The 20,760-nt window shown below is 67.0% G+C and carries 16 protein-coding genes; 9 read left to right on the top strand and 7 right to left on the bottom strand.

Annotated features, from left to right (window positions below; all coding sequences use genetic code 11):
- Nucleotides 1–214: 214 nt before the first annotated feature.
- Both ACFQ9K_RS09670 and ACFQ9K_RS09665 read right to left on the bottom strand, forming a co-directional pair.
- Nucleotides 215–664, bottom strand: coding sequence for an NUDIX domain-containing protein (locus tag ACFQ9K_RS09670; RefSeq protein WP_378723378.1), 450 nt, complete (start codon nucleotides 662–664; stop codon nucleotides 215–217).
- Nucleotides 665–923: 259 nt separating this feature from the next.
- Complete coding sequence (locus ACFQ9K_RS09665; protein ID WP_378723377.1) at nucleotides 924–2,720, bottom strand: lytic transglycosylase domain-containing protein; 1,797 nt, start codon at nucleotides 2,718–2,720, stop codon at nucleotides 924–926.
- A 521-nt stretch (nucleotides 2,721–3,241) separates the two neighbouring features.
- On the opposite strand from ACFQ9K_RS09665, the gene ACFQ9K_RS09660 reads away from it, so the two are divergent.
- Together ACFQ9K_RS09660 and ACFQ9K_RS09655 are read left to right on the top strand one after the other, a co-directional pair.
- Complete coding sequence (locus ACFQ9K_RS09660; protein ID WP_378723376.1) at nucleotides 3,242–4,825, top strand: family 20 glycosylhydrolase; 1,584 nt, start codon at nucleotides 3,242–3,244, stop codon at nucleotides 4,823–4,825.
- Nucleotides 4,826–4,936: 111 nt separating this feature from the next.
- Nucleotides 4,937–6,085 (top strand): hypothetical protein, encoded by a 1,149-nt coding sequence (locus ACFQ9K_RS09655; protein WP_378723375.1) that lies wholly within the window; start codon nucleotides 4,937–4,939, stop codon nucleotides 6,083–6,085.
- An 80-nt stretch (nucleotides 6,086–6,165) separates the two neighbouring features.
- On the opposite strand, the gene ACFQ9K_RS09650 is transcribed toward ACFQ9K_RS09655, so the two are convergent.
- Nucleotides 6,166–6,432, bottom strand: coding sequence for a hypothetical protein (locus ACFQ9K_RS09650; protein ID WP_378723373.1), 267 nt, complete (start codon nucleotides 6,430–6,432; stop codon nucleotides 6,166–6,168).
- A gap of 30 nt (nucleotides 6,433–6,462) precedes the next feature.
- Nucleotides 6,463–7,449, bottom strand: coding sequence for an LGFP repeat-containing protein (locus ACFQ9K_RS09645; protein WP_378983041.1), 987 nt, complete (start codon nucleotides 7,447–7,449; stop codon nucleotides 6,463–6,465).
- A 358-nt stretch (nucleotides 7,450–7,807) separates the two neighbouring features.
- Here ACFQ9K_RS09645 and ACFQ9K_RS09640 point away from each other — a divergent pair, with 358 nt between their 5' ends.
- From ACFQ9K_RS09640 to ACFQ9K_RS09625, 4 genes are all read left to right on the top strand, one after another.
- Nucleotides 7,808–7,960 carry a hypothetical protein gene (locus ACFQ9K_RS09640; RefSeq protein WP_378725528.1) on the top strand — a complete coding sequence of 51 codons (153 nt, stop codon included), beginning with the start codon at nucleotides 7,808–7,810 and terminating at the stop codon, nucleotides 7,958–7,960.
- 136 nt (nucleotides 7,961–8,096) lie between these two features.
- The gene (locus ACFQ9K_RS09635; RefSeq protein ID WP_378725530.1) at nucleotides 8,097–9,305 is read left to right on the top strand and encodes a PucR family transcriptional regulator; all 1,209 of its coding nucleotides are present in this window, start codon (nucleotides 8,097–8,099) and stop codon (nucleotides 9,303–9,305) included.
- A gap of 153 nt (nucleotides 9,306–9,458) precedes the next feature.
- Entirely contained in the window at nucleotides 9,459–10,769 is a 1,311-nt protein-coding gene (locus ACFQ9K_RS09630; protein WP_378725532.1) for a lipase family protein, read from the top strand.
- A 102-nt stretch (nucleotides 10,770–10,871) separates the two neighbouring features.
- The gene (locus ACFQ9K_RS09625) at nucleotides 10,872–11,444 is read left to right on the top strand and encodes a hypothetical protein (protein ID WP_378725534.1); all 573 of its coding nucleotides are present in this window, start codon (nucleotides 10,872–10,874) and stop codon (nucleotides 11,442–11,444) included.
- Between the two features lie 16 nt (nucleotides 11,445–11,460).
- Here ACFQ9K_RS09625 and ACFQ9K_RS09620 read toward each other — a convergent pair whose 3' ends face one another.
- On the bottom strand, nucleotides 11,461–12,339 hold the full coding sequence (locus ACFQ9K_RS09620; RefSeq protein WP_378725536.1) for an esterase/lipase family protein: 879 nt from the start codon (nucleotides 12,337–12,339) through the stop codon (nucleotides 11,461–11,463).
- A 503-nt stretch (nucleotides 12,340–12,842) separates the two neighbouring features.
- Between ACFQ9K_RS09620 and ACFQ9K_RS09615 the strand changes: the two genes are divergently transcribed.
- Nucleotides 12,843–13,955, top strand: a complete 1,113-nt coding sequence (locus tag ACFQ9K_RS09615) for a fatty acid desaturase (protein WP_378725538.1) — start codon at nucleotides 12,843–12,845, stop codon at nucleotides 13,953–13,955.
- On the top strand, nucleotides 13,952–14,878 hold the full coding sequence (locus tag ACFQ9K_RS09610; RefSeq protein WP_378725540.1) for a DMT family transporter: 927 nt from the start codon (nucleotides 13,952–13,954) through the stop codon (nucleotides 14,876–14,878). Before ACFQ9K_RS09615 ends, ACFQ9K_RS09610 begins: the two co-directional genes overlap by 4 nt.
- Before the next feature lie 134 nt (nucleotides 14,879–15,012).
- On the opposite strand, the gene ACFQ9K_RS09605 is transcribed toward ACFQ9K_RS09610, so the two are convergent.
- A complete protein-coding gene (locus ACFQ9K_RS09605) occupies nucleotides 15,013–16,164 on the bottom strand; it encodes a hypothetical protein (RefSeq protein ID WP_378725542.1) in 1,152 nt (383 codons plus the stop codon).
- Between the two features lie 154 nt (nucleotides 16,165–16,318).
- Here ACFQ9K_RS09605 and ACFQ9K_RS09600 point away from each other — a divergent pair, with 154 nt between their 5' ends.
- Nucleotides 16,319–17,512, top strand: coding sequence for an MFS transporter (locus ACFQ9K_RS09600; RefSeq protein WP_378725544.1), 1,194 nt, complete (start codon nucleotides 16,319–16,321; stop codon nucleotides 17,510–17,512).
- Nucleotides 17,513–17,557: 45 nt separating this feature from the next.
- Here ACFQ9K_RS09600 and ACFQ9K_RS09595 read toward each other — a convergent pair whose 3' ends face one another.
- The gene (locus tag ACFQ9K_RS09595; protein WP_378983038.1) at nucleotides 17,558–20,713 is read right to left on the bottom strand and encodes an FAD-dependent oxidoreductase; all 3,156 of its coding nucleotides are present in this window, start codon (nucleotides 20,711–20,713) and stop codon (nucleotides 17,558–17,560) included.
- Nucleotides 20,714–20,760 lie beyond the last annotated feature (47 nt).

Here is a 20,760-nt window from a genome sequence, read left to right as displayed (position 1 = left end):
TCCCGTTCGGAGACGAGGGTGGGGCTGAAGGGGACATCTTGGTGGGGGAGGTCGAGTGGGGGCGTTGTCATGTTCCGGTCGGTGGGATGCTGGATATCGGATGGGATGTTGCGGCGGTCGTGTGTGAGTGGGGGTGCTGTTATGTTCCGTTTGGTATCGGGGGTGCTGCTCTGGGGCGATGTCGGTCGGGATGTTCCTATCGCCTTCACAGCAGTTAGCTGAGGATTTGGTCTAGCCAGGCATCCTGGTTGTCGGCTAACCGGGTGTTGAGCGGTAGTGCTGAGAAGCGGCAGGCGAAGGTCAGGCCGTGGTCGTCGCCGTCGACCTGGTGTATCCAGGCATCTGCGGTGGCTGTCGAGGCATGAAGGTGGAAATAGGTGGTCCGGCGGGGCTGATGGGTCAGCGGGTGTGGCCGGTTTTCCACTGCGATCTGGTTGACCACGTAGACATCGAGCAGCCCGGTCTCTTCGGCCACCTCGCGCAGGACCGCTCGTTCGAGGTCCTCGCCTGGGCGGACACCGCCGGCCGGAATCTGGGTTCCTGCCTCGGGCATGCCGACATGGTCGAAGACAAGGAGTTCGGGGAGTGTGCGGCACCGAATAACGTAGGCGGCCACTCGGATTCTCGGTTGCTCCACTTCAACATCGTGCCCGACTTCGACCATTCGAAGTTCCGCCTGTTCTCTGAGCTCAGGCGTTAGCTGTGGTTGGGGCGGGATGGGTTTCGTGGTGGAGGCGAAGTGGGTGAAGGCTCTGTTGTGCCCCAGTGAGGAGCGAGTGGGGCCGTTTGCCGGGGGCTTTGGCTGAGGGACGGATGGGTCGGTGGCCGAGTGGTCAGGGCCGGGCGGTCGGATGGGTTTCGGGGTGGAGGCTCTGTTATATGCCAGTAGGAGCGAGGCTAAGTCGTTTGCGCGGGAGCTTTGGCTATGGGGCGGGTGGGGTCGGTGGCCGGATGGTGGGGGCCGGTTGGGGTGGGATGGGTTTCGTGGTGGGGGCCGGTGGTTTCTGTTGGGGGGCTGGGGCGGCTGGTGGTTGTTTGGGGGCTGGTTCGGTTGTCTTGGGGGCGGGCGCCGGTGGTGGAGGTGGGGCGGCGGGCTGTTGTTTGGGGGTGGTCGGGGTGGCTTGTTGGTTGGGGGCGGGAGGCGGGGAGGGTTGCTTAGGCGCAGGCGCAGGCGCAGGCGCTGGGGCCGGCGCGGGTGCTGTGCCTGGTGCGGGGGGAGGTGGGGTGGCTGGTTGTTTGGATGCGGGGGTGGTTGGGATGGGCGTGGTTGGTTGTTGTTTGGGGGCGGGTGCCGGGGTGGTTGAGGGTGGCGCGGCTGGTTGTTGGGCCGGTGGGTTCGGCGTCGTCGCTTGGGTCGATGGTTTAGGTGCGGGTGCGGGTGCGGGTGCGGGTGTGGTTGTGGTGGTGGGGTTTTGGGGTGGCTTCTGTTCGGTTGTCTTGGGGGCGGGAGCTACTGGTGGCTGGGCCTGGGGCGACGGGGTGGCCGGAGTCGGTGATGGCGTGGTTGCGGGAGATGGTGGTTTGGCTGGGGCTGTGGTGGTGGGGTTTTGGGGTGGCTTCTGTTCGGTTGTCTTGGGGGCGGGAGCCACTGGCGGCTGGGCCTGGGGTGAGGAGGTGGCCTGGGCCGGAGCCGGTGGTGGTGTGCTGGCCGACGGCGAGGTGGTTGATGGCGGCGTGGTAGTTGTCGACGGCGTGGCGGTTGACGTTGTGGTGGGAGGAGGGGTGGTCGAGGTGGGTGGGGTTGTCGTGGTGGGGGTTTGGGGGGTTGTGGTCGGTTGCACCGTGGGAATGCCGGGAAGTGAGGGTGGGCAGAAGACGCCGCAGGGGATCGGGGCTCGGCCGGGGATGTTGATCATCACCTGGATTCTGAGTTCCAGTGTGCCCGTCGGATTTTGCGGGTCCGGGGTGGTGGGCGCCGTGGTTGTCGGATCGATGGCCGGGTCCGGGGCGGGGGCATCGGGGGCGGGGGGTGCGGCGGGGTCGGCGAGGGTAGCCGTCTCGCCGACGCTCATGCTCGAACCCGCTCCGTCCGGCATGCCGCCGCTGGGGGTGCTGTCGGGGATGGGGGCGAGCTCGCCTTGCTGGGGCGCGCCGCCGGTCTTGTAGGCGTTGGACCAGCTGAGCACCTTCGACGCGTAGTCGAGCGAATTGTTGTAGCGCAGGACGGCGCGGATCTCCTGTTTCGGATCGCGCATGTCGAGATTGCCGGAGCACAGGTACTTACCCGCGCCGAGCACGGCGTCGAAGATGTTGTTGGGGTCGGTCTTACGATCGCCGTTGCCGTCCGCGGCATACAGCGTCCAGGTGCCGGGCAGGAACTGCATCGGTCCGACGGCGCGCACATAACCGCCGTCGGCGGCCTTGATGATCTCGTTGCCGGGCAGGGTGCCGTCCAGCGCCGGGCCGTAGATGATGCCGCGGGTGGTCCCGTCGGCGTCGGTGCGCCCGTTGCCCGCATGATTGGACTCGATCTTGCCGATGCCGGCCAGCAGGTGCCACGGCATCCCGCAATTCGGCGTCGACGACTGCAGCGACAGCTCGGCATTGCGATAGGCGGCGAGCGCGACCTCCGGGATGCCCCGGGTCGGCACGTTGGGCAGCGCGACATCGTGCAGGGGAACGGTCACGTCCCCCGAGGCGCCCGGATCACCGGGCGGATCCGCTTGCAGCCGTAGCGATTCACTGGACGTCGGCACCGCGCTCGCCGATTGATCGGCCACCTGATCATTAGGTGTAATCGCCGACGCCAGTACGCCGTCGGGCACATGTTTGCTCGCGACCGAGCCGGAAATCAACAATCCGGCGAATACGAGTGCGGATGCGGTAACAGGTCCGGAAATTCGCATCGGCCCACCAATTCCTTCATCGACGTCGATGGCGAACTGCAGCGTTTCGCCACGTTTTTCGATCTCGCGCCGACGAATCGTCCACCGCGACATCTATTTCTCACCCCCACCCGCCGATCGACGCGCGGACGAGCATGAGACCTGTTGTACGAGTGGATGTCACAGCGCAACGGCCGACCACCCGCCGTCAAGTTCCGAACAACCGGCGCAAGCATGACACGAAAGGACCCGCTCGGGATCCCCAGTAGAAGTGGGGAATTCGACACAGCCATGTGCCGCCCGCCGCGGCGATCGGATAAATAACCGCATATCCCCAGTTGAGAAGGTCCCCACTCATATCTTGCACGCTGATCCATACTTCTGGATGCCCCCTAAAGTTGTACCGGAGGTACGCTATGCGAAAGTTTCTATACCCCTTGGCATTCGGCGCCGCCGTGGCTTTGACCACGCTGGTGTTACCGGGCCAATCCGGTTACGCCGCCGATAATCCGCAAACAACCGAGCGCGCTGTCACCGATATCGTGCCGGTTCCCGTGGAAGCCAAGGCCGATCCCGGCGCGAACTTCACCCTGACCGCTGCCACGGTGATCCGCGCCGAACACCAGGCGAAGGAGGTCGGGGAATACCTCGGCGGGCTGCTCCGGCCCGCCACGGGCTTCCGGCTGCCGGTGGTGGATCGATACGACCGGGCCAAGCCGGGCATCACCCTGGAGCTCGGCGACGCGGGTCATCGAGTCGGTGACCAGGGCTACCAGCTCACCGTGGCCAAATCCGGGGTCACCCTGAAGGCGAACACCACCGACGGACTGTTCGGCGGCGTACAGTCGCTGCGCCAGCTGTTCCCGGCGGCGATCAACAAAACGTCGGTGCAGAAACAAGATTGGGTCGTTTCGGGCGGCAAGGTCGTCGACTATCCGCGCTTCCGCCAGCGTGGCGCGATGCTCGACGTGGCCCGCCACTTCTTCAAGCCCGACCAGGTCAAGCGCTACATCGACCAGATCGCGCAGTACAAGGTCAACACCCTGCACCTGCACCTGACCGACGATCAGGGCTGGCGCATCGAGATCAAGAGCTGGCCGAAGCTGGCCGAGATCGGCGGCCTGACCGCGGTCGGCGGGGATCCGGGTGGTTACTACACCCAGGATCAGTACAAGGACATCGTCAAATACGCCGCGTCCCGGCATATCACGATCGTTCCCGAGGTCGACATGCCCGGCCACACCAATGCCGCGCAGGCGTCGTACGGCGAATTGAATTGCGACGGAAAGCCCGTGCCGCCGCGCACGGACATCGAGGTCGGCTACAGCTCGCTGTGCATCGGCAACCCGATCACCTACAAGTTCGTCGAGGACGTCATCCGCGAACTGTCGGCGATGACCCCCGGCAAGTACATCAATATCGGTGGTGACGAGGCCCATTCGACCTCACCGGCGGATTACCAGACCTTCTACCAGAAGGTGACGCCGATGCTGGCCACCTACGACAAGAAGGCGACCGGCTGGCACAACATCGTCGTGACCAACCCGCCCACGTCGGCCATCCCGCAGTACTGGGATCCCGCCAACACCAATGCCGATGTCGTGGCAGCGGCCAAGCGCGGCAACAAGATCCTGATGTCGCCGGCCAACAAGGCGTACCTGGATATGCAGTACAACAAGGATTCACCGCTCGGTCTGCACTGGGCCGGCTACGTCGAGGTGCAGGACTCCTACAACTGGGATCCGGCCACCTTCCTGCAGGGCCTCACGGAGAACCAGCTGGCCGGCGTCGAGGCGCCGCTGTGGTCGGAGACCCTGCGGACCAGCGCCGACATCGAATACATGGCCTTCCCTCGGCTGGCGGGCATCGCCGAGATCGGCTGGTCGCCGCAGGCGACGCACAACTGGGACAGGTATCGGGCACGGCTGGCCAAGCAGGGCCCGATCTGGACCGCGCAGGGCATCAATTTCTATCGCTCACCGCAGGTGGACTGGAAATAGCTGACGCTGCGCAATAATCCGGAGGTCACTTCGGAAATCGAATAACCACCGCAGGTTCGGTGTGTCCGAATAACAGGATCGTCCCCCAACGCGATCCGGAAGGAGTCCGAGGTGTCGCCTTACAGAAAAACTCTGATCGCTTCATTCGCACTACTGACCGGGCTGGGGGCGTTTCTCACCCCGGCGACTGCCGTGGCCCAACCCGCGGCCGCGGCAGTCGACACCGACGGTGACGGATTGCCCGACGTGTGGGAAACCAACGGATACGACGCCAACGGCGACGGCAAGATCGACGTCGATCTGCCCAAGATGGGCGCGAATCCGAAGCACAAGGACCTGTTCGTCGAGATGGACTACATGAACGGGCGGCTGCCGACCGCCGCGGCGCTCGACCGGATCGTCGGGGTCTTCGCCGATTCCCCGGTGACCAACCCGGACGGCCGCAACGGCATCACCATCCATCTGGACGCGGGCAATGCCAGGGGCGCCAAATATGATCTCGGCGGCGGCAATCAGGTGCCCTACGACAGCAACCTGTCCCCGGTGGACGATCAGGTCGCGGCGATCAAGCGAACCAACTTCGCCTCCGCCCGTTCGCACATCTTCCACTACATGATCTGGGCCGACTCCTACGACAATGGTTGCAGCAGCGGCATTTCGCTGGGTATTCCGGCGGACACCTTCATCGTCGCGCTCGGCCCGCAGTGCAACTGGAACCCGGGCGACAACGGCAACGTCGGCACGTTCATCCACGAGCTTGGACACAACCTCGGCCTGAAACACGGTGGCACCGACCACGTCAACTACAAGCCGAACTACCTGAGCGTGATGAACTACAGCTTCCAGTTCAACGGTGTGCCGAAGGTCGACGGCAGTGCGAACTTCGGTTACTCCAGCGTGAATCCGCCTGCGCTGAACGAGAATTCGTTGCAGGAGCGGCAGGGCCTCGGTGCGGTCGCCGCCGGGTGGCGGACGGACTACTTCTGCCCGGACAACACCCGCAGGCGCACCCCGGGATCGGCGGACCAGCCGATCGACTGGAACTGCAACGGCTCCATCCAGACCGGCACGATACGGACCAGTGTCAACAACGACCGGAACTACGGCACCCTGCAAGCCCAGAACAATTGGGCCTCAGTGGTATTCGACGGGGGCAACGTCGGACCGGTCGGTGTCGAATCCCGGCAGCTGCCGGAGCGGTCGCCGGAGGAGATGACCAAGGCGGAGTTCGACCGGCTGCAATCCAGCCTGCACGAATAACGTTCGACGCCTGAACGATTCCGGCGGTGCATCCTTCACCGGAAGGAGCACCGCCGGAAATCGTTATGCCAGAGGAAAATCTACCGGTTGACCGGTTCCCGGTCGCGGTTCTTCGCGAACATCGCGATCACCGCGGTGAGTACCGCGCCGACCACGCCGCCGCCCGCCACCTGACCGATGACCTGCCCGAGATCGAGGCCGGAGCCGGTCGCCGCCTGGATGATCGCGCCGGTGACGCCGCCGCCGACCGCGCCCGCGGCGCTATTTCCGACCAGGCCGAAGCCCTTGCCCGCACCGGCGATGTTCCCGCCGACCAGTCCACCTAGTACGCCCAATAGCCATTCCATTGTCGTTCCTTTCGAGTGGTCGTCCGTTGTCTAGCCGCGAGTGCGCGGTGCGTCGCGGTGCATCTCGTGTGCGCCCGCGACGGTCGCGGAACCACGCTGTGCCGCGGCCGAGGCGGCGGTGGCGTCACCACGCGGCGCCGTGCGGGTGGCCGGCGTGACCGGGCCCCGGGCCGAGTGGGCCGGATCCGACCGGCGACGGCCGATCATGGCGAGCAGCCCGCCGACGACGGCCGTGATGGCCAAGCCGATCGGAATGCCCCACCACCGGTTGATCCCGGAGCCGCTGGAGTCGTCGGTGGCCTCGGTGCCGGGGTTCGGCACCGGGTTCGGCACCGCGACGTCGGGCGCGTTCGCCCGGAATCCCGGTAGGGTCGCGGCTAGTTCCGGCGGCATGGTCGCCAGTCCCTCGCGCTCGGACCACTTGATCTCGGTGCCCGCCGGTCCCTCGAAGTTCGCGGTCGCGACGCCGTTGTCGACGGTCATGTCCGAGCGCGGGTAGCCGAACGGGCCGGTGATGCCGCCGCTTTCACGCCATGCGTCGAGCACCTTGCCCTTGATCGCCCAGGCGCCCAGCTCCGGCTTCCAGTAGATCGCGGCGCCGCCGGACTCGGCGAAGTCGTTGAAGCGGCCGACGCCGTCGCCCGCGGCAGTCTCGTCGTTGGTGGGGAAGCGCAGCGGTCCGCTCGGCCCGCCGAGGGACTTGTACTTCACCAGGATCTCGCCGTACACCGCCTTCGCCCCGGTATCCGGGGAGAAGTAGATGACGCCGCCCTGGTAGGCGCGTTCGGCGCCGCCGGCCACCTCGGTGGCGGGGCCGAGCGGGGCGCCGAGGAACGATCCGGCCCCGCCGAACTCGTTGTAGTGCGCGTCGATCGCGTTGGTGGCCTCCGCGGACGGGTCCGCCACCGCCGCCGGTGCCGTGGCCAGCAGGCCGGACGCGAGCAGGGCCACCGCGTTGACCGCGAGGGTGGTGCGGCGCCGGGTCTTTCCTCGATGGATATCCAACAGTTCAGGCATGATCTCCTCGATTCGTCAGGCGATGCGCGAGCCGCACAGGTGAGGGTCGCGCTCGATACAGGCGCGGTCGATCAGCTACAGGCGGGCAATTCCCCGGTTTCCGCGAGATCAAACACTGATTCTGCTGGAAATACCTGGTCGGCGGGCGTGGCGGCGGGAGATCCGCGAGGCGGGTGCCGGTAGATCAGCTATTCGTGCGCCGAGGCGGGCTCTGTCGGACGTTCGGGGGATACCCCGCCTGCTCGGCGGGGGTCAGCATTGCAGGATGACAGGGATGCGGACGAAATGTTCCCCTTATCCGGCGGCCGGAATTCAACTCGCGGAAATCTCGAATCCCGCACGGGGAGTGTGACTTCAGATGGATATCGTGGTCGTGATGGTCACGCTGGCGGTCGGCGCGATCGTGGTCTGGGGCGCGATCAATGTCTGGACCGAGGACACCTACAAGCGGAACAATTCGGACACCACGCCGTGCGGACTTCGCGGTGACGACGACGAGAGCGGCCGATAACGCGCGCTGAGTGGGTCGCCTCGAGGAATGCGGCCGGCCGCGACTAAAGGTCTGCTAAATTGGCGTTACCGGCGGTACCGGGTTAATTGAACCTCGAACGGCCGGGCGGTACCAAACATCGTCGTTGGGAGTTGCCGTGACCGGAGCGGGCACCGTCGCCGCGTTCGACCGCACGACCCGCCGGGTCAGCACCATCGAGCGCCTGCTCGCGGATGCGATCGCGTTGGTCGGCGGCTTCTCCACCCAATCACCGGTCTATGCCGTGCTGCCGAGTTCGCTGGTCGATGCGGACTTCGTGCCTGCGGCCGAGCTGAACGTGCGGCTGTTCTTCCGGTTCTGGCTCGACGGCAACCAGCCGACCGAGGAAGACACCCGGCCGCTGGTCGATCGCGCCGTGTCGCTGCTGCACGACGGGATGCCGCTGGAGGAGGTGCTGGGCAACTATCGGGCAGGCGTCGATTTCCTCTGGTCCCAGCTGCCGAAGACGGCGTCCCCGGCCGGTCGGGCGGCGCTCGCGGAGATCGGCAGGCCGCTGTCGGAGTACCTCTCGCTGATGACCGCCCGTATCGCGGTGGCCTGTGTCGAAGACGCCCGGCGCCGCCCGTCCGACGAGCTCGAACGCCGGCGCGGGATCGTCGACGCCCTGCTGGCCGGGCGCGATCCGGGCGACTGGCTCGATGATCCGGCGGTGCCGGTCGCGGACGCGTTCGTGGTCGCGGTGATCCGTCCCGGCGACCCGGGGCCCGGCACGCTGACCGATCTGCGGCACCGGATCCACGACCTTCCCGGCGCCTTCCTGCGCCGCGATATCCGCGGCTGGACGGCCCTGATTCCGATCGATTCGCGGGACGACAGCGCGGCGGTCATCGAGAACCTGTCGGCCCGCCTGGCGCCCGGAATCGGCACGGGCGCATCGCCTTTGCTGTGGATCGGGGTATCGCCCGCGGCGACCCGCGCGGCCATCCCGGAGTCCTTCGCGGAGGCCCGGGTCGTCGCCGAGCTCGGACGCTGTCTGTCCCGCAGCGAGATGATCTGCCGCAGACAGGACCTGCGGCTGGAGTACGCGGTGGCGGTCGACGGATCGGTGCGCAAGGAACTGGCCTCGGTGCTGGAGCCGCTCGCGGATCAGCCGGTCCTGGCGGAGACGCTCGGTGTGTTCTTCACGCACGAGTGCAACCAGAATGCCGCGGCCCGGCTGCTGTTCGTGCATCGCAACACCATCACCTATCGACTGGCGCGGATCGCCGAACTCACCGGATACGACCCGCAGCGCCCCACCGAAGCGATGACCCTGTCGGCCGCGCGGACCGCGCAACTACTGGAGGCGAAGGCGTTTTCGGCCTGATTCGCGCTCGCGGGGCCGAATTCTATGGATGTGCACAACTGTCCGGGACGGGAGTCTGTCTGTTTGCCGATAGCGGGGGTCTCGCGCGCCGGGTGTACTGACACGAGTTCGGTCGTCGCATGGCGCCGATCACAGTTGACGAGATGAGGGTGCATGTTCGGGGAGAGATTCACCTGGGCGGCGGTGCCATTGACGGCACTCTGCCTGGCCGTGTCCAGCGCCGGTATCGCGGCGGGCGATCCGTATCCGACGTTCCCTCCGGATCAGAATCAATTGCCGCAGCTGCCTGCCGAGCCGCAGATCTACGACATGTTGCCGATTCCGGTGCCCGCGGAGGATCCGTGGTACGCCGATCCGGACGATCTGGCGTCCTACGCGCCGGGGCAGATCATTCGATCGCGCACCGTGCAGACCCGGATACTCGGCATCCCGTTCCCGGTGGACACCAAGCAACTGTTGTTCCGCAGCAACGACATTCACGACAACCCGATCGCCACCGCGACCTCGGTGATCACCCCGGGCATTCCGTGGGCCGGCGGGCCGCGGCCGGTGGTCTCCTTCCAGGAGGCGATCGACTCGACCAACTCGGCGTGCAACCCGTCCTACACATTGCAGGTCGGCACCATGAAGGAAGCCGCGCTGGCGGTGGGGTGGCTGGCGCAGGGCTTCGCGATCAACGTGCCCGACTTCGACGGTAAGTTCAATACCTTCAACACCTTCGACGAGGGCAAGATGGTGCTTGACAGCCTGCGCGCCATGAAAAACGATGCGTCGCTGGGGCTTACGGATTCCGGGATCGCCATGTACGGCTACTCGGGCGGTGGTTCGGGGTCGATCCGCGCCGCGGAAATGCGCGAAAGTTACGCTCCCGACGTCAGATTGCTCGGTACGGCGATCGGTGGGACGCCCGGCGACCTGCGTTTGCAGGCGGAGTACGCGACCAAGCAGCAGCCGGGGCTCACCGGGATCAGCAACTTCACCATGTGGCTCGGTTTCGCCGGGTTGTCGCGGGAGTTCCCCGAGCAGTTCGATGCGGCGAAGCTGCTGAACAAGGAGGGACAGGCGATTCTGGCGGACATGCAGAGTCGCTGCGTCTACACCGTGGCGCTGTCCGGTATGTACCGGCCGATCAGCGACTATTTCAATCCCGGCATGACGTTGGAGAACGCGCCGGGCGTCATGCAGGTGCTGCGGGAACAGAGCCTGGGACAGCACATTCCGGACAGTCCGATCTTCTGGTTCCACGGGATCTGGGACGAGCTGATTCCCGCCTCGGTGGTCCTGCCCGCCGTGAACGACTACTGGAACCGCGGTGCGGACCTGCGGTTCTACACCATGCCCCTGCCCGAACACATCGTCAACGCGGGAGCAGGCTGGCCGCCCGCGGTCGCCTGGATCAGCGCGGTACTGCGTGGTCTCCCGCCGGGGCCGCGATTCAAGGCCGACTTCCAACTGCCCGGCTAGGTTCTGGCCAGACTTTCGGGGGCTCGTGGCCGATTCGTCGACCACTTAGCATCACCTTGTCGATCCGCCGTGATAACGGCACAAACTTGGTGAGGATTACCCGTGGTTTCGCTGCAACGCACTATCCGATTGGGCGCGACGGCCGGCGTCATGATGGCGCTGGCCGTCGCGGCCGGGTGCTCCGCCGAGCCCGCCTCGGTCGCGGTGCCGCCGACCGCCGCGGCCGGTACGGCCGCCATGCGGCTGGTCGCGGAGCAGAACGCGATTCTGGGCCCGGTCGGCTACGACGGGATCGACCTCGGGATGACCGTGGCGCAGGCCAGGAACAGCGGCAAGATCGCCGAGATCGAAGGCGCCGACGACGTTCTGGGCTGCCGCTCGTTCACCACACGCGCCGGGTGGGGCGGCTACATCAACGAGGGCAAAGTCGTTTCGATCATTCCGCAGACCGTCCCGCGCACTCCGGAGGGGATCACCGAGGGTTCGACGGCCGCCGACGTGCGCGCGACCTACCCGGACCTCCGACTCGGGGTGAACTGGAGTTCGGCGCCGGTGCCGGGCTATCCGGCGAATCGCTACGGATTCATGGGAATTCGCCAGAGCGACTCTGCGGCACCGCAGGTGGTCACGGCACTGTTGCTGTTCGCCGCCGACACGAATGTCTGCCACAACTAGGGGCGCTGATCCGCGCTTATCTTTGTGCCGACCCGACGCCGGTTCCGCAGGGAACCGGCGTCTTGTGCTCTGGGTCTAAAGCGTTGAGCACCAATTGGATTGCGATCGGGTCGGAGGTGATTGCCATGTGTTCGGAGAAGTCCCCGGAGCAGATGTCCTGCAAGGTGATGTTGTCGACGTCTGGGCCGGTGAGGAAACCGGTGGTGTACGGCGTCGCGAATTCGTCGTACTTGGAGGCGATCACGGTGTAGCTGATGCCGGGCTGGGTCTCGCCGCCGCTGTTGAGTTGCGTGATGAACTCCGACGTCGGCAGCTGTTCGGTGCACGACGGGCACACGAGGTCGGTCGCCGGTGGGGCGAGGGTGATCGGTAGACCGAGCAAACCCCAAGTGGTGCCGTGATTGTCGGGCGCCAGGCCGATCAGGGCGTGCACCTTCGAGGCGCCGCCGAGGTTCTTCAGGTAGTACCGCGGCAGCATGCCGCCCTGGGAATGGCCGACGATATCGACCTGCCGCGCACCGGTTGCCGCGAGCACGCGGTCGACGAAGTCCGAGATCTCTTGCGCGGAGGCGCGCATGGGGCCGACGCCGGATACCGCGCCACCCAGGCCGCGGCCGAAGTCGAGCGCGTAGACGCAGTAACCGGCCGCGACGAGCCGCGGTGCCATGGCGAACCAGTTGTCCAGGCGATTCTCGAAGGTGCCGTGGGCCAGGACAATTGGCCGTGGGTGCGCGGCATTCGGTTGGCAGGACCAGTTGTTCGCGCCGGGCGGGGAGGGGATGACGTCCACGTCGGACGAGCCCTGGATCGGTGCGCCGGCGGTGGCGGTCGTGGTCGACAGCAAGGTGAGCGCTAACACGCTCAGTCCGGCCGCGTAAAGTTTTAAACCGCGCACAAAAAGCTCCTCATATCCGGTTCGCCGCGGGCCGAGTCGGTTTCTTGCTGGTAGCGCGGAGCCGAGCCTAGCTCGAGCCGCGTTGACCAGCATCTTGTGCGCGGGGAGCTGCGTCACACCGCGCTGTGGATTGGCCTGGGGCACAAGTTTGCGGGGATGAGCTGGGCATCCGCACATCGTCCGAGGTCGGCGGTGGCAAGCATTCCGCGAATTACTGGCAGCCGTCGAAATGGCAATCGGGGGGGAATTCCGGACACTTTCTTCCGCTTTCCCCAGTTGAAATTCATGGCTTTCCTCGCGTCGTCCGATGTAGGATGCCGGATTTGCTCGAACTTTCCTTGTCGACCGTTCGCGATACCGGCCAGTCGGAATTGATTTACACACCAGAAATAACGTCGCGACACGCATTCGATCGATCGCTAGCATCGTGATTCGTTAGGTCCAGTCACGGCGAATCGACTGTGCTGTCGCCGTGCGGTAGTTCAACGGGGGTGTACACGGCAATGCCACAAAAGGACCGGGTTCAACAGCGGTGCCGAGCTTCGCGGCCGCCGGTCGGCGGTTTCAAACGGGAGCTCTCGCCGGAGGTCAAGGAAGCCGTCAAGGATATTCACAACAGCAGGGACAACTGGCATGGGCCGCTCGATCTGCTCGTCGACTGGCTGGTCGTCGCCGGGGTGGCATTTGCCGTCGTGAGCTGCGACTATCAACCGGTCGCGTATGTGCTCGGCGTGCTCGTCATCGGGGGTAGGCAGCGCGCGCTGCGCAGTCTTATGCACGAGGCAAGCCATCTGAAACTCACTCGGCATGGACCGCTGAACAAGTGGCTCGGCCGGGTCTTCATCGCGTGGCCGATTTTCTCCGGCCTGTCGTCATACACGTGCGCGCATTGCGAGCACCATCGCCACCTGTGGGACGACCGCCGTGACCCGAAATTGCTCGGCTATATGCGCCTCGGATTGGTGAATCCGCGGGACATGAAGCAATTCGTTCGCCGGCACCTGGTGAAGCCGCTACTGCTGGCGCACTTGCCATTTCAGGTAACCGCGGATCTCATCGGCCGGGACGAGGACCGCAGGGAGACGCGTCTTAGAATCCTCTTCCTGCTGGTGGTGTCGGCGGGATTCGTGCTGACCGGTTTCGGCCTCGACTTCCTGCTCCTCTGGGTGGTGCCGTACGCCACCTTCTACCAGGTTTTGCGGTACTGGAGCGATATCGCCGATCACGCCGGTCTGCGCTCGGATAATCCATGGCAGGCGACACGCAGCTGGGACGCGTCCTGGTTGGTTCGGCAATTCCTCGCACCGCACAATTCCAACTGGCACCTGGCCCATCACCTGTACCCGGCGGTGCCGCACTACCGAATCCACCGCCTGCACACAACATTGCAGGCGGCACCGTCCTACCAGCAGGCGCACCACTGTGACGGCTTCCTGTTCACCCGGGGGCAATGTCGTCCCTCGGTGGTGCAGGACGTGCTGCGGCCGGAGCGCTTGGCGCAGATCCGGTCCCGGCACCCCGACGCCTGCGAACACCGTGGCACGGTGATGTCCGACTGTGCCCAGAGCTGCCCGGTGACCTCGCTGCGCCCGGTCGACGCGAGCGAAATCGAATGAGCCTGAGTGTCATCCGGGGCATCGAGCGGCGATCGGGAGTCTGGTCCGGCGGCCTGCTCGCGCTGGGCTCCAGCGTCGCGGTCGGCTCAGCGATCGCCGCGACGACCGCGCTGACCACCTTTCCCATCATGACCGGGCAAGCGGTCAGATACGCCATCGCCGCCGCGCTCATGTTCCTCTGCTTCCGGCGGCAACTCCCTCGGGTCGCCAGGCCGCAGCTCGTCCGCATCGGCGTCCTGGGCGCGACCGGCCTGGCCGGCTTCAACATCTGCCTGGTGCTGGCCCTGCAACGGGTCGACGCCGGGGTGGTCGGCGCGGTCGTCGGCGCGGTGCCCGTGGTGCTGGCACTGTTCGGTCCGGTCATCGCCCGGCGCTCGCCGTCGGCGCGGGCGGTGGTCGCGGCCGCGATCGTCACCACGGGTGCGGTCGTCGTGCAGTGGTCGGGCGCCGCGGACGACCCGGTCGGACTGCTGCTCGCCGCGGGCGCACTCGCGGGTGAATGCGCGTTCTCCCTCGTCGCCATCCCGCTGGTGCGTGAGATCGGCGCGAAGGCCACCGCCACCTACGCCGCGACCGCGGGCGCGGTCCTCTGCGGAATCGTCGCGCTGATCGTCGACCTGCCGACCTTGCGCCTGCCCACGCTGCCGGAATCCGCAGCAATCGCTTACCTGGCCGTGGTCGCCTCCGCCGGAGCATTCCTCCTCTGGTACGCGGCCTTGGACCGCATCCCCGTCGAAACGGCCGGTGCGTTCGCCGGTGTCGTACCCGTCTGCGCGTTGATCACCGGAATGCTGCTCGGCGTCTCCCAAGGTTCCCTCGTCCGTTTCGCAGGCGCCGCAATCGTCGGCGCCGGAGTGGTACTCGCCGCCCGCGGCCCCCGGCAGGCCAAGCCGGTCTCGAACACGGTCACTCCGGCGACGTGATCCCACCGCAGCGCCGGTAGACGTCCGCCACTACACGGACACCTTCCACCTGATCGGCGAAACCGCTGGAATGCGTGGGAGGGGTTGGACAGTGGAGCGGTGCGGCTAGGGTCTCGGCTCGCGCCGACCTGCGGTCATCCGCCGTTCAGCCAGCGTTGCTTCAGCGCGAGGTGGTTGTCCCACCAGGCGCGGACGACTGCGGGGTCGGATCCGGCGGGTGGTGGTGGGGGCTCGCCGGGAAACAACCAGTCCGCGTTCGGGGCGCCGACGGTGGTGGAGGCCGGTGGGACGGGAGGTTCGGGGAAGGTCGAGGAGCTGCTCGGTGGCGGCGGCTCGACTCGATCGGTGGTGCGGGCGGGCGGCACGACGGCGGGTGGCATCCACGTGGGCTCGGCCGGTTCAGTGGCGCTCGGTAGTGGGTCGGGTGGGGGTGTGTCTGAGGTAATCGGTTCTGGGGGAGTCGGTTTCGCCGAGGCGTCGAGAACGTGGACAGCCGGTGTGCGCTCGGTGTGCAGTGCGGCGACGGTGAACGCCGATCCGCCGAGCAAGGCGATGAGTGCGGCGGCGGACAGCATCACTCGGTGCGATCGGTGGTGCTCGGGCGGGATGGGAACCGGCAGGTTTCGGATCTGTTCGGCGGCGACCAGCGCGGCGCCCCGGGCCGGGGCATTGACGAAGTCCGGTAGTCGGCGAACCTGGACGCCGAACGCGTTGTGCAGGACGGTGGAGATCTCGGGTTCGCCCGCTGCCGCGCCGCAGAGCACGACCGCATCGGGGCGCACCCCGAGCGTGTCCAGCATCGGCCACATCCGGCTGACCGCCCGGCCCGCCGATTCGGCGTCGTGCAGGCCGGCCGGCCAGGACTCCGAGGCGAGGATTCGCGCACGATCCGGCCCGACCACCGCGCAACACGTGTGGTCGCCGAGGGTCTCGATGACCAGCACGGTGCCGAACTCCGCGAGCCCCGGTGCGTCCTGAACCACCGCGAGCAGCGCGGAGCGGATCGACACCAGCGAGGCCGACTGCCAGGTGCGCGACGCAAGGAACGTGACCAGCGCCCGTCGCTCATCCGCCGTGCGGTACAGCACCGCGACATCATCGATGGGCAGCTCGGCGTCGCCGGTCAGGCGGTCGAGAACCGTTGCGACCGCCGCGGTCCCGGAGCCGTCGGCTACCTCCTCGGTGACCGCGCGCAGCAGGTGCGGCCGCGCGTCGGCGACGAATTCGCCGATGAGCAGCACACCCCGCACAACCGTCCGCTCAGCGGATATCCCGACCGTCGCCATAACCATCACACCTCGAACTCGACAGACATCTCGGCAGGAGTTCGTCTCGGGCGGGCCTGGCGATTGGTCGGGTCGGTGATCAATCCGGAGAATCCGGAATAAACCTTAGCGCTCAGCTACTTAACGTTGATGTTCTTAGTGAGGAGAGATTGACATGGTGACTGTTTCCGAACCCTCGGACGTCGAATCCAACCCCGAGAAGGTGCCGCTACGAAGGTGGTTCGCGGTCGCCGCGGTGGCCTTGGGCACCTTCGCGGTGGTGACCTCCGAGCAACTGCCCGTCGGGCTGCTCACCTCGGTCAGCGGCGCGCTCGGCGTCTCGCCGGGGACGGCGGGCTTGATGGTGACCGTGCCGGGCCTGGTCGCGTCGGCGACGGCGCCGATTCTGCCGGTGGCCATCGGGCGGCTGGATCGCCGCCTCGTGCTGCTGGGCCTGATCTCGCTGATGGTGGCGGCGAATGTGCTGGCCGCGTTCGCGCCGAACTTCGGCCTGCTGCTGGCCGCGCGGTTCCTGGTCGGCATCGCGATCGGCGGGTTCTGGGCGCTGGCCGCCGGGATCGCGGTGCGCATGGTGCCCGCGCGGTACGTGCCGCAGGCCACGGCGATCGCGTTCGGCGGCGCCACCGCGGCCAACGTGCTCGGCATTCCGGCAGGCACGCTGATCGGCGAATTGACCGACTGGCGCATCGCTTTCGGTCTGCTCGGTGGGCTGGGCCTGCTGGTGGTCGTCGCGCTGCTGTGGCTGTTGCCCGCGCTGCCCGCGACCGAGCCGGTGCGGCTGCGCACGCTGGGCGAACAGTTCCGTAACCCGGTGGTGCGGGCCGGAGTTCTGGTCACATTCCTGCTGGTGAGCGGTCACTTCGCCGCGTTCACCTTCGTCAGCCCGATCCTGCAGGACTTTTCGGGCCTCGACAAGGCGATGGTCGGTCCGGCCCTGCTGGCCTTCGGTGTCGCGGGCATCATCGGCAACTTCCTCACCGGGGCGGCGGCGGGCCGCAATATCCGGGTGACGCTCATCGTCATCAGCACGCTGCTGGCCGCGGTGCTGGCGCTCGTCGCGCTCGTCGGCGGCACGCCGGTCACCGGTGTGATCCTGCTGGTCGTGTGGGGGCTGGCGTTCGGTGGCATCCCGGTGGGCGTGCAGACCTGGATCCTGCAGGCCGCGCCCGGCTCCACCGAGGCGGCCACCGCGTTGAACACCGCGATGTTCAACCTGGCGATCGCGCTGGGCGCGCTGTTCGGCGGCATCATCGCCGACAACGTGGTGCTCTCGGCGGTGCTCTGGTTCGGTGCGGGGCTGAGTGTCCTTGCGTCCCTGGTGGTGTCGGCCACCCGCACCACACGCTGAGCGGCCGCGGTGCCCTGCCTGTCCGAGGGGTCAGGCGGGGCACTGTCACGTGGTCCGAACCGGTTGCCCGGCAGGGGTGTTCACGACATCGCCGTCGAGATGTGCGAGCACCGACCAGTCTCCGGCGTAGAGGGCACCGCGCGCGGTGACCGGCACCGGCAAGCGGTTGCTCAGGGCCTGCTGGGCCGCCGCCAGGTCGCCGGGATGGTGACCGAGGACGGTCGCGCCGACGACTCGCCCGTGCGACAGGATCAGGCGTCGATAGGACTCGCAGCGGTCGAGCACGATCACCTCGTCGCCGAATTCCGGTTCCACCTTGCCGGTCGAGAACAGTTCCAGACCAACGCCTTTCAGTATCATCGCGGGCGCGGCGCCGGTCCGGACCCGGTCGCCGCCGAGCGCGTTCACCGCGGCCACCTGCGCCTGCTCGGCCGCGATCGGCCACAGGCCGAACACCTGTCCGTCCAGTTCGGCGACGTCGCCGGCGGCATAGACGTCCGGGATCCGGGTGCGCATCCGATCATCGACCAGCACACCACGTGCCACGGGCACGCCCGCGCTGCGCGCCAGGTCGATGTTCGGCCGGATGCCGGTGGCGGTCAGGAAGAGGTCGCACTCGATCTCGCGCCCGTCGCGGAGCACCACCCGCCGAACCGCCGGATCGCCGGTGACGCTGATCGTTTCGGCATGACTCAGCACCTGGATGCCGGTCCTGGTGAAGTGGTCGAGCACCAACTGCGAGCAGCGCGCGTCGATCTGTTTGGCCAGCAGCCGATCACCGCGGTCGAGCACGGTCACGTGCAGGCCCAGCAGGTGTAACGCGTACGCGGCCTCCAGTCCGAGCAGTCCGCCGCCCGCGACCACCGCACTGGCGCAACGGAATTGCTGCGCGTACGAGCGGATCCAGAGCGCGTCAGCGGCCTCGCGAAGCACGAAACAGCCGGGCCGCGAGAGCCCGTCGATCGGCGGCAGCGCGCTGCTCGCGCCCATGGCGAGGATCAGGCGGTCGTAGGGGAGGGCCTCGCCGGTGCCGAGGAAAACCCGGCGGCCCGCGAGATCGATGCTGGTGGCGAGGGTGTTCAGCCAGGTGGTGATCTGGTGGTCGTCGTACCACTGCTCGGGTAGGAGATGCAGGCCTTGCATCGCGGAACGCCCGTACACGAGTCGCGAGATGCCCATCCGGTTGTAGAGCGGATGCGATTCCCGCCCGACGAGATGTATTTCGCAATCCGGGTGATTGCGCCGCAGGAAGTCGGCGGCCGTCACGCCCGCGATGCCGTTGCCGATCACCGCGACGCTGACGATGGACCGATCGAACCGCGTCGGCCGCGGTGTGTTCGTGTTCCCCGGTTGCGGCGTCAGCGAGACCGCGACCGCGCCGGCGCCGATCCGCGCGCAGCAGGCCATCCTGGTGTTGTCGGCGAAACCGAGCCGCCGCAACGTATTCCGCTCGTCCTGGCTCGGCGGCGACAAGCACGACATCCCGTCGAGCACCGCGACCGGATCGGCGCCGCACACGCCCATCCGGCAGCCCGCCTCGATCTGCTGTTTGCCTCGTTCGGCGACCTCGAGCAGGCTCATCCCGCTGTCCGCGTCCACCTCGACGCCGTCGAAGCTGACCGAAACCGCAGGCGCGCTCGGTGTCTCCGCCGCCTTCGGGCGAACCTTCGGCAACGCCAATAAGACCGGTTCGGTGCGGGCCCCGGTGCTCAGCGCGAATTGCAGCTCGACGACCCGGGTCCGGGCGACCCACACGATGGTCGCGAGCAGGATCGCCGCACTGATCGGCCAATGCAGCCACGGCGCGCTGAGCCCGGTGACCGTTCCGAACGACCGTGCCAGCGTCGCCGCGGCGAACCAGTAGAAGATGTTGAGCGCCAGCGCCGAATAGCCGGCGCTGATCGTCGCGATGCTGAGCGGCGTCATCGCGTCCAGCGCGAAGAACAGGCCGACGGCGACCACCATGAACAGCGCGAGCACCGAATAACGCTGCCCCAGGCCGGTTTCGGTCCGCCCGGCCAGGGTGAAGAAGCCGAGGACGAAGCCGGGCAGCGCCGCCGCGAACAGTTTGCGCGGTGCGCTCCAGGCCAATTCGGGAGCGGCGAGATCCGCTTGATAGGCGGACCGCGGCTTGAGGTCGAAGCAATTCTTGGCGCAGCCGACGCACGGCTCGCAATGACTGTTGGGCACGGTGACGAACGGGGTCTGCCCGTACGCGCGCTGCAGCGGGAACAGCGGACAGATGCTGCTGCACCAGCCGCTCTTGCCTTTGAACAGGAAACCGCCGGTGAAGGCGGCGATCAGGACCAGTAACAACACGGTGCCTGCCGCGACGCCGTTGCGATCCAGGCCCGCCAGCCTGGCGCCCGCGATCCCGAAGAACAGCGTGACCGCTCCCAGATAGCCTCGGGCATACAGCCAATCGGGTGGATTCTTCCCGCGGGTGAAGCGCAGCACCCGCGGGAGCTGATTCGTCGCGGCCAGCGGGCAGCTGTTGCGCCACAGTCCCGGCGCGATCAGGAACAGGCCCGGCAAGAGGGGGACCACCACGCCGAAGAAGACGAACAACCCACCGGCGGGCCGGACGAACATCGCGACGATCATCTCCAGATAGACCGCGACGCTGGCGATGCGCACCAGGTGCCACATCTTCCGCGGCATTCGACGGGGCAGCTCGGTGGAGGCGGGAAACGGATCGCGCTGTCCGTCCGGATCGATGGCGAGAATCCGGTTCGCCAGGGCGAACAGCCGGGTCGGCGCAGGAGCGACCGGCGGTGGGGCAGCAGGTGGTTCGCTCTGCACATCCTCGTCCAGCCGGGCCAGCGGCTCGGTGACCGGGTCGTAGAGCACGATGATCTCGGTGTCGCCGAGTTGCACGGTGTCGCCGGAGGTAAGCGCCGTGCGGCCGGTGAGCGGGACGCCGTTGACCGTGGTGCCGGTGCGGCTGCCGAGATCGACCACCGATAACGCGGTAGGGCTCGGGACCAGTCGTAGGTGACGCGGCGAGATGGCGGTATCGGCCAGCTGTTCGTCGTCGCCGTTGCGGCCGAAGGTGACCGGGCCGCTCAACATCAGCCTGCGGGCGGCCCGGCCCGGTTCCCTGATCTCGATCAGCGGCGGCCCGCTGAGCATGCCCGTGCGTCCGCCGAATCTTCGGAATCCATTGTGCCAGTGCGCTGTTCGATCGGGCGGTGCACTCATCCTCGACCTCCGCCCGGCAGCGTCCGGTATCCGCTGCTCAGATCCCC

This window comes from Nocardia sp. NPDC056564, assembly GCF_042793755.1.
In the GTDB taxonomy this organism is placed as follows: Bacteria; Actinomycetota; Actinomycetes; order Mycobacteriales; family Mycobacteriaceae; genus Nocardia.
Note: the sequence above shows the minus strand (reverse complement) of the source record. Positions and strands in the feature narration are given on the sequence as shown.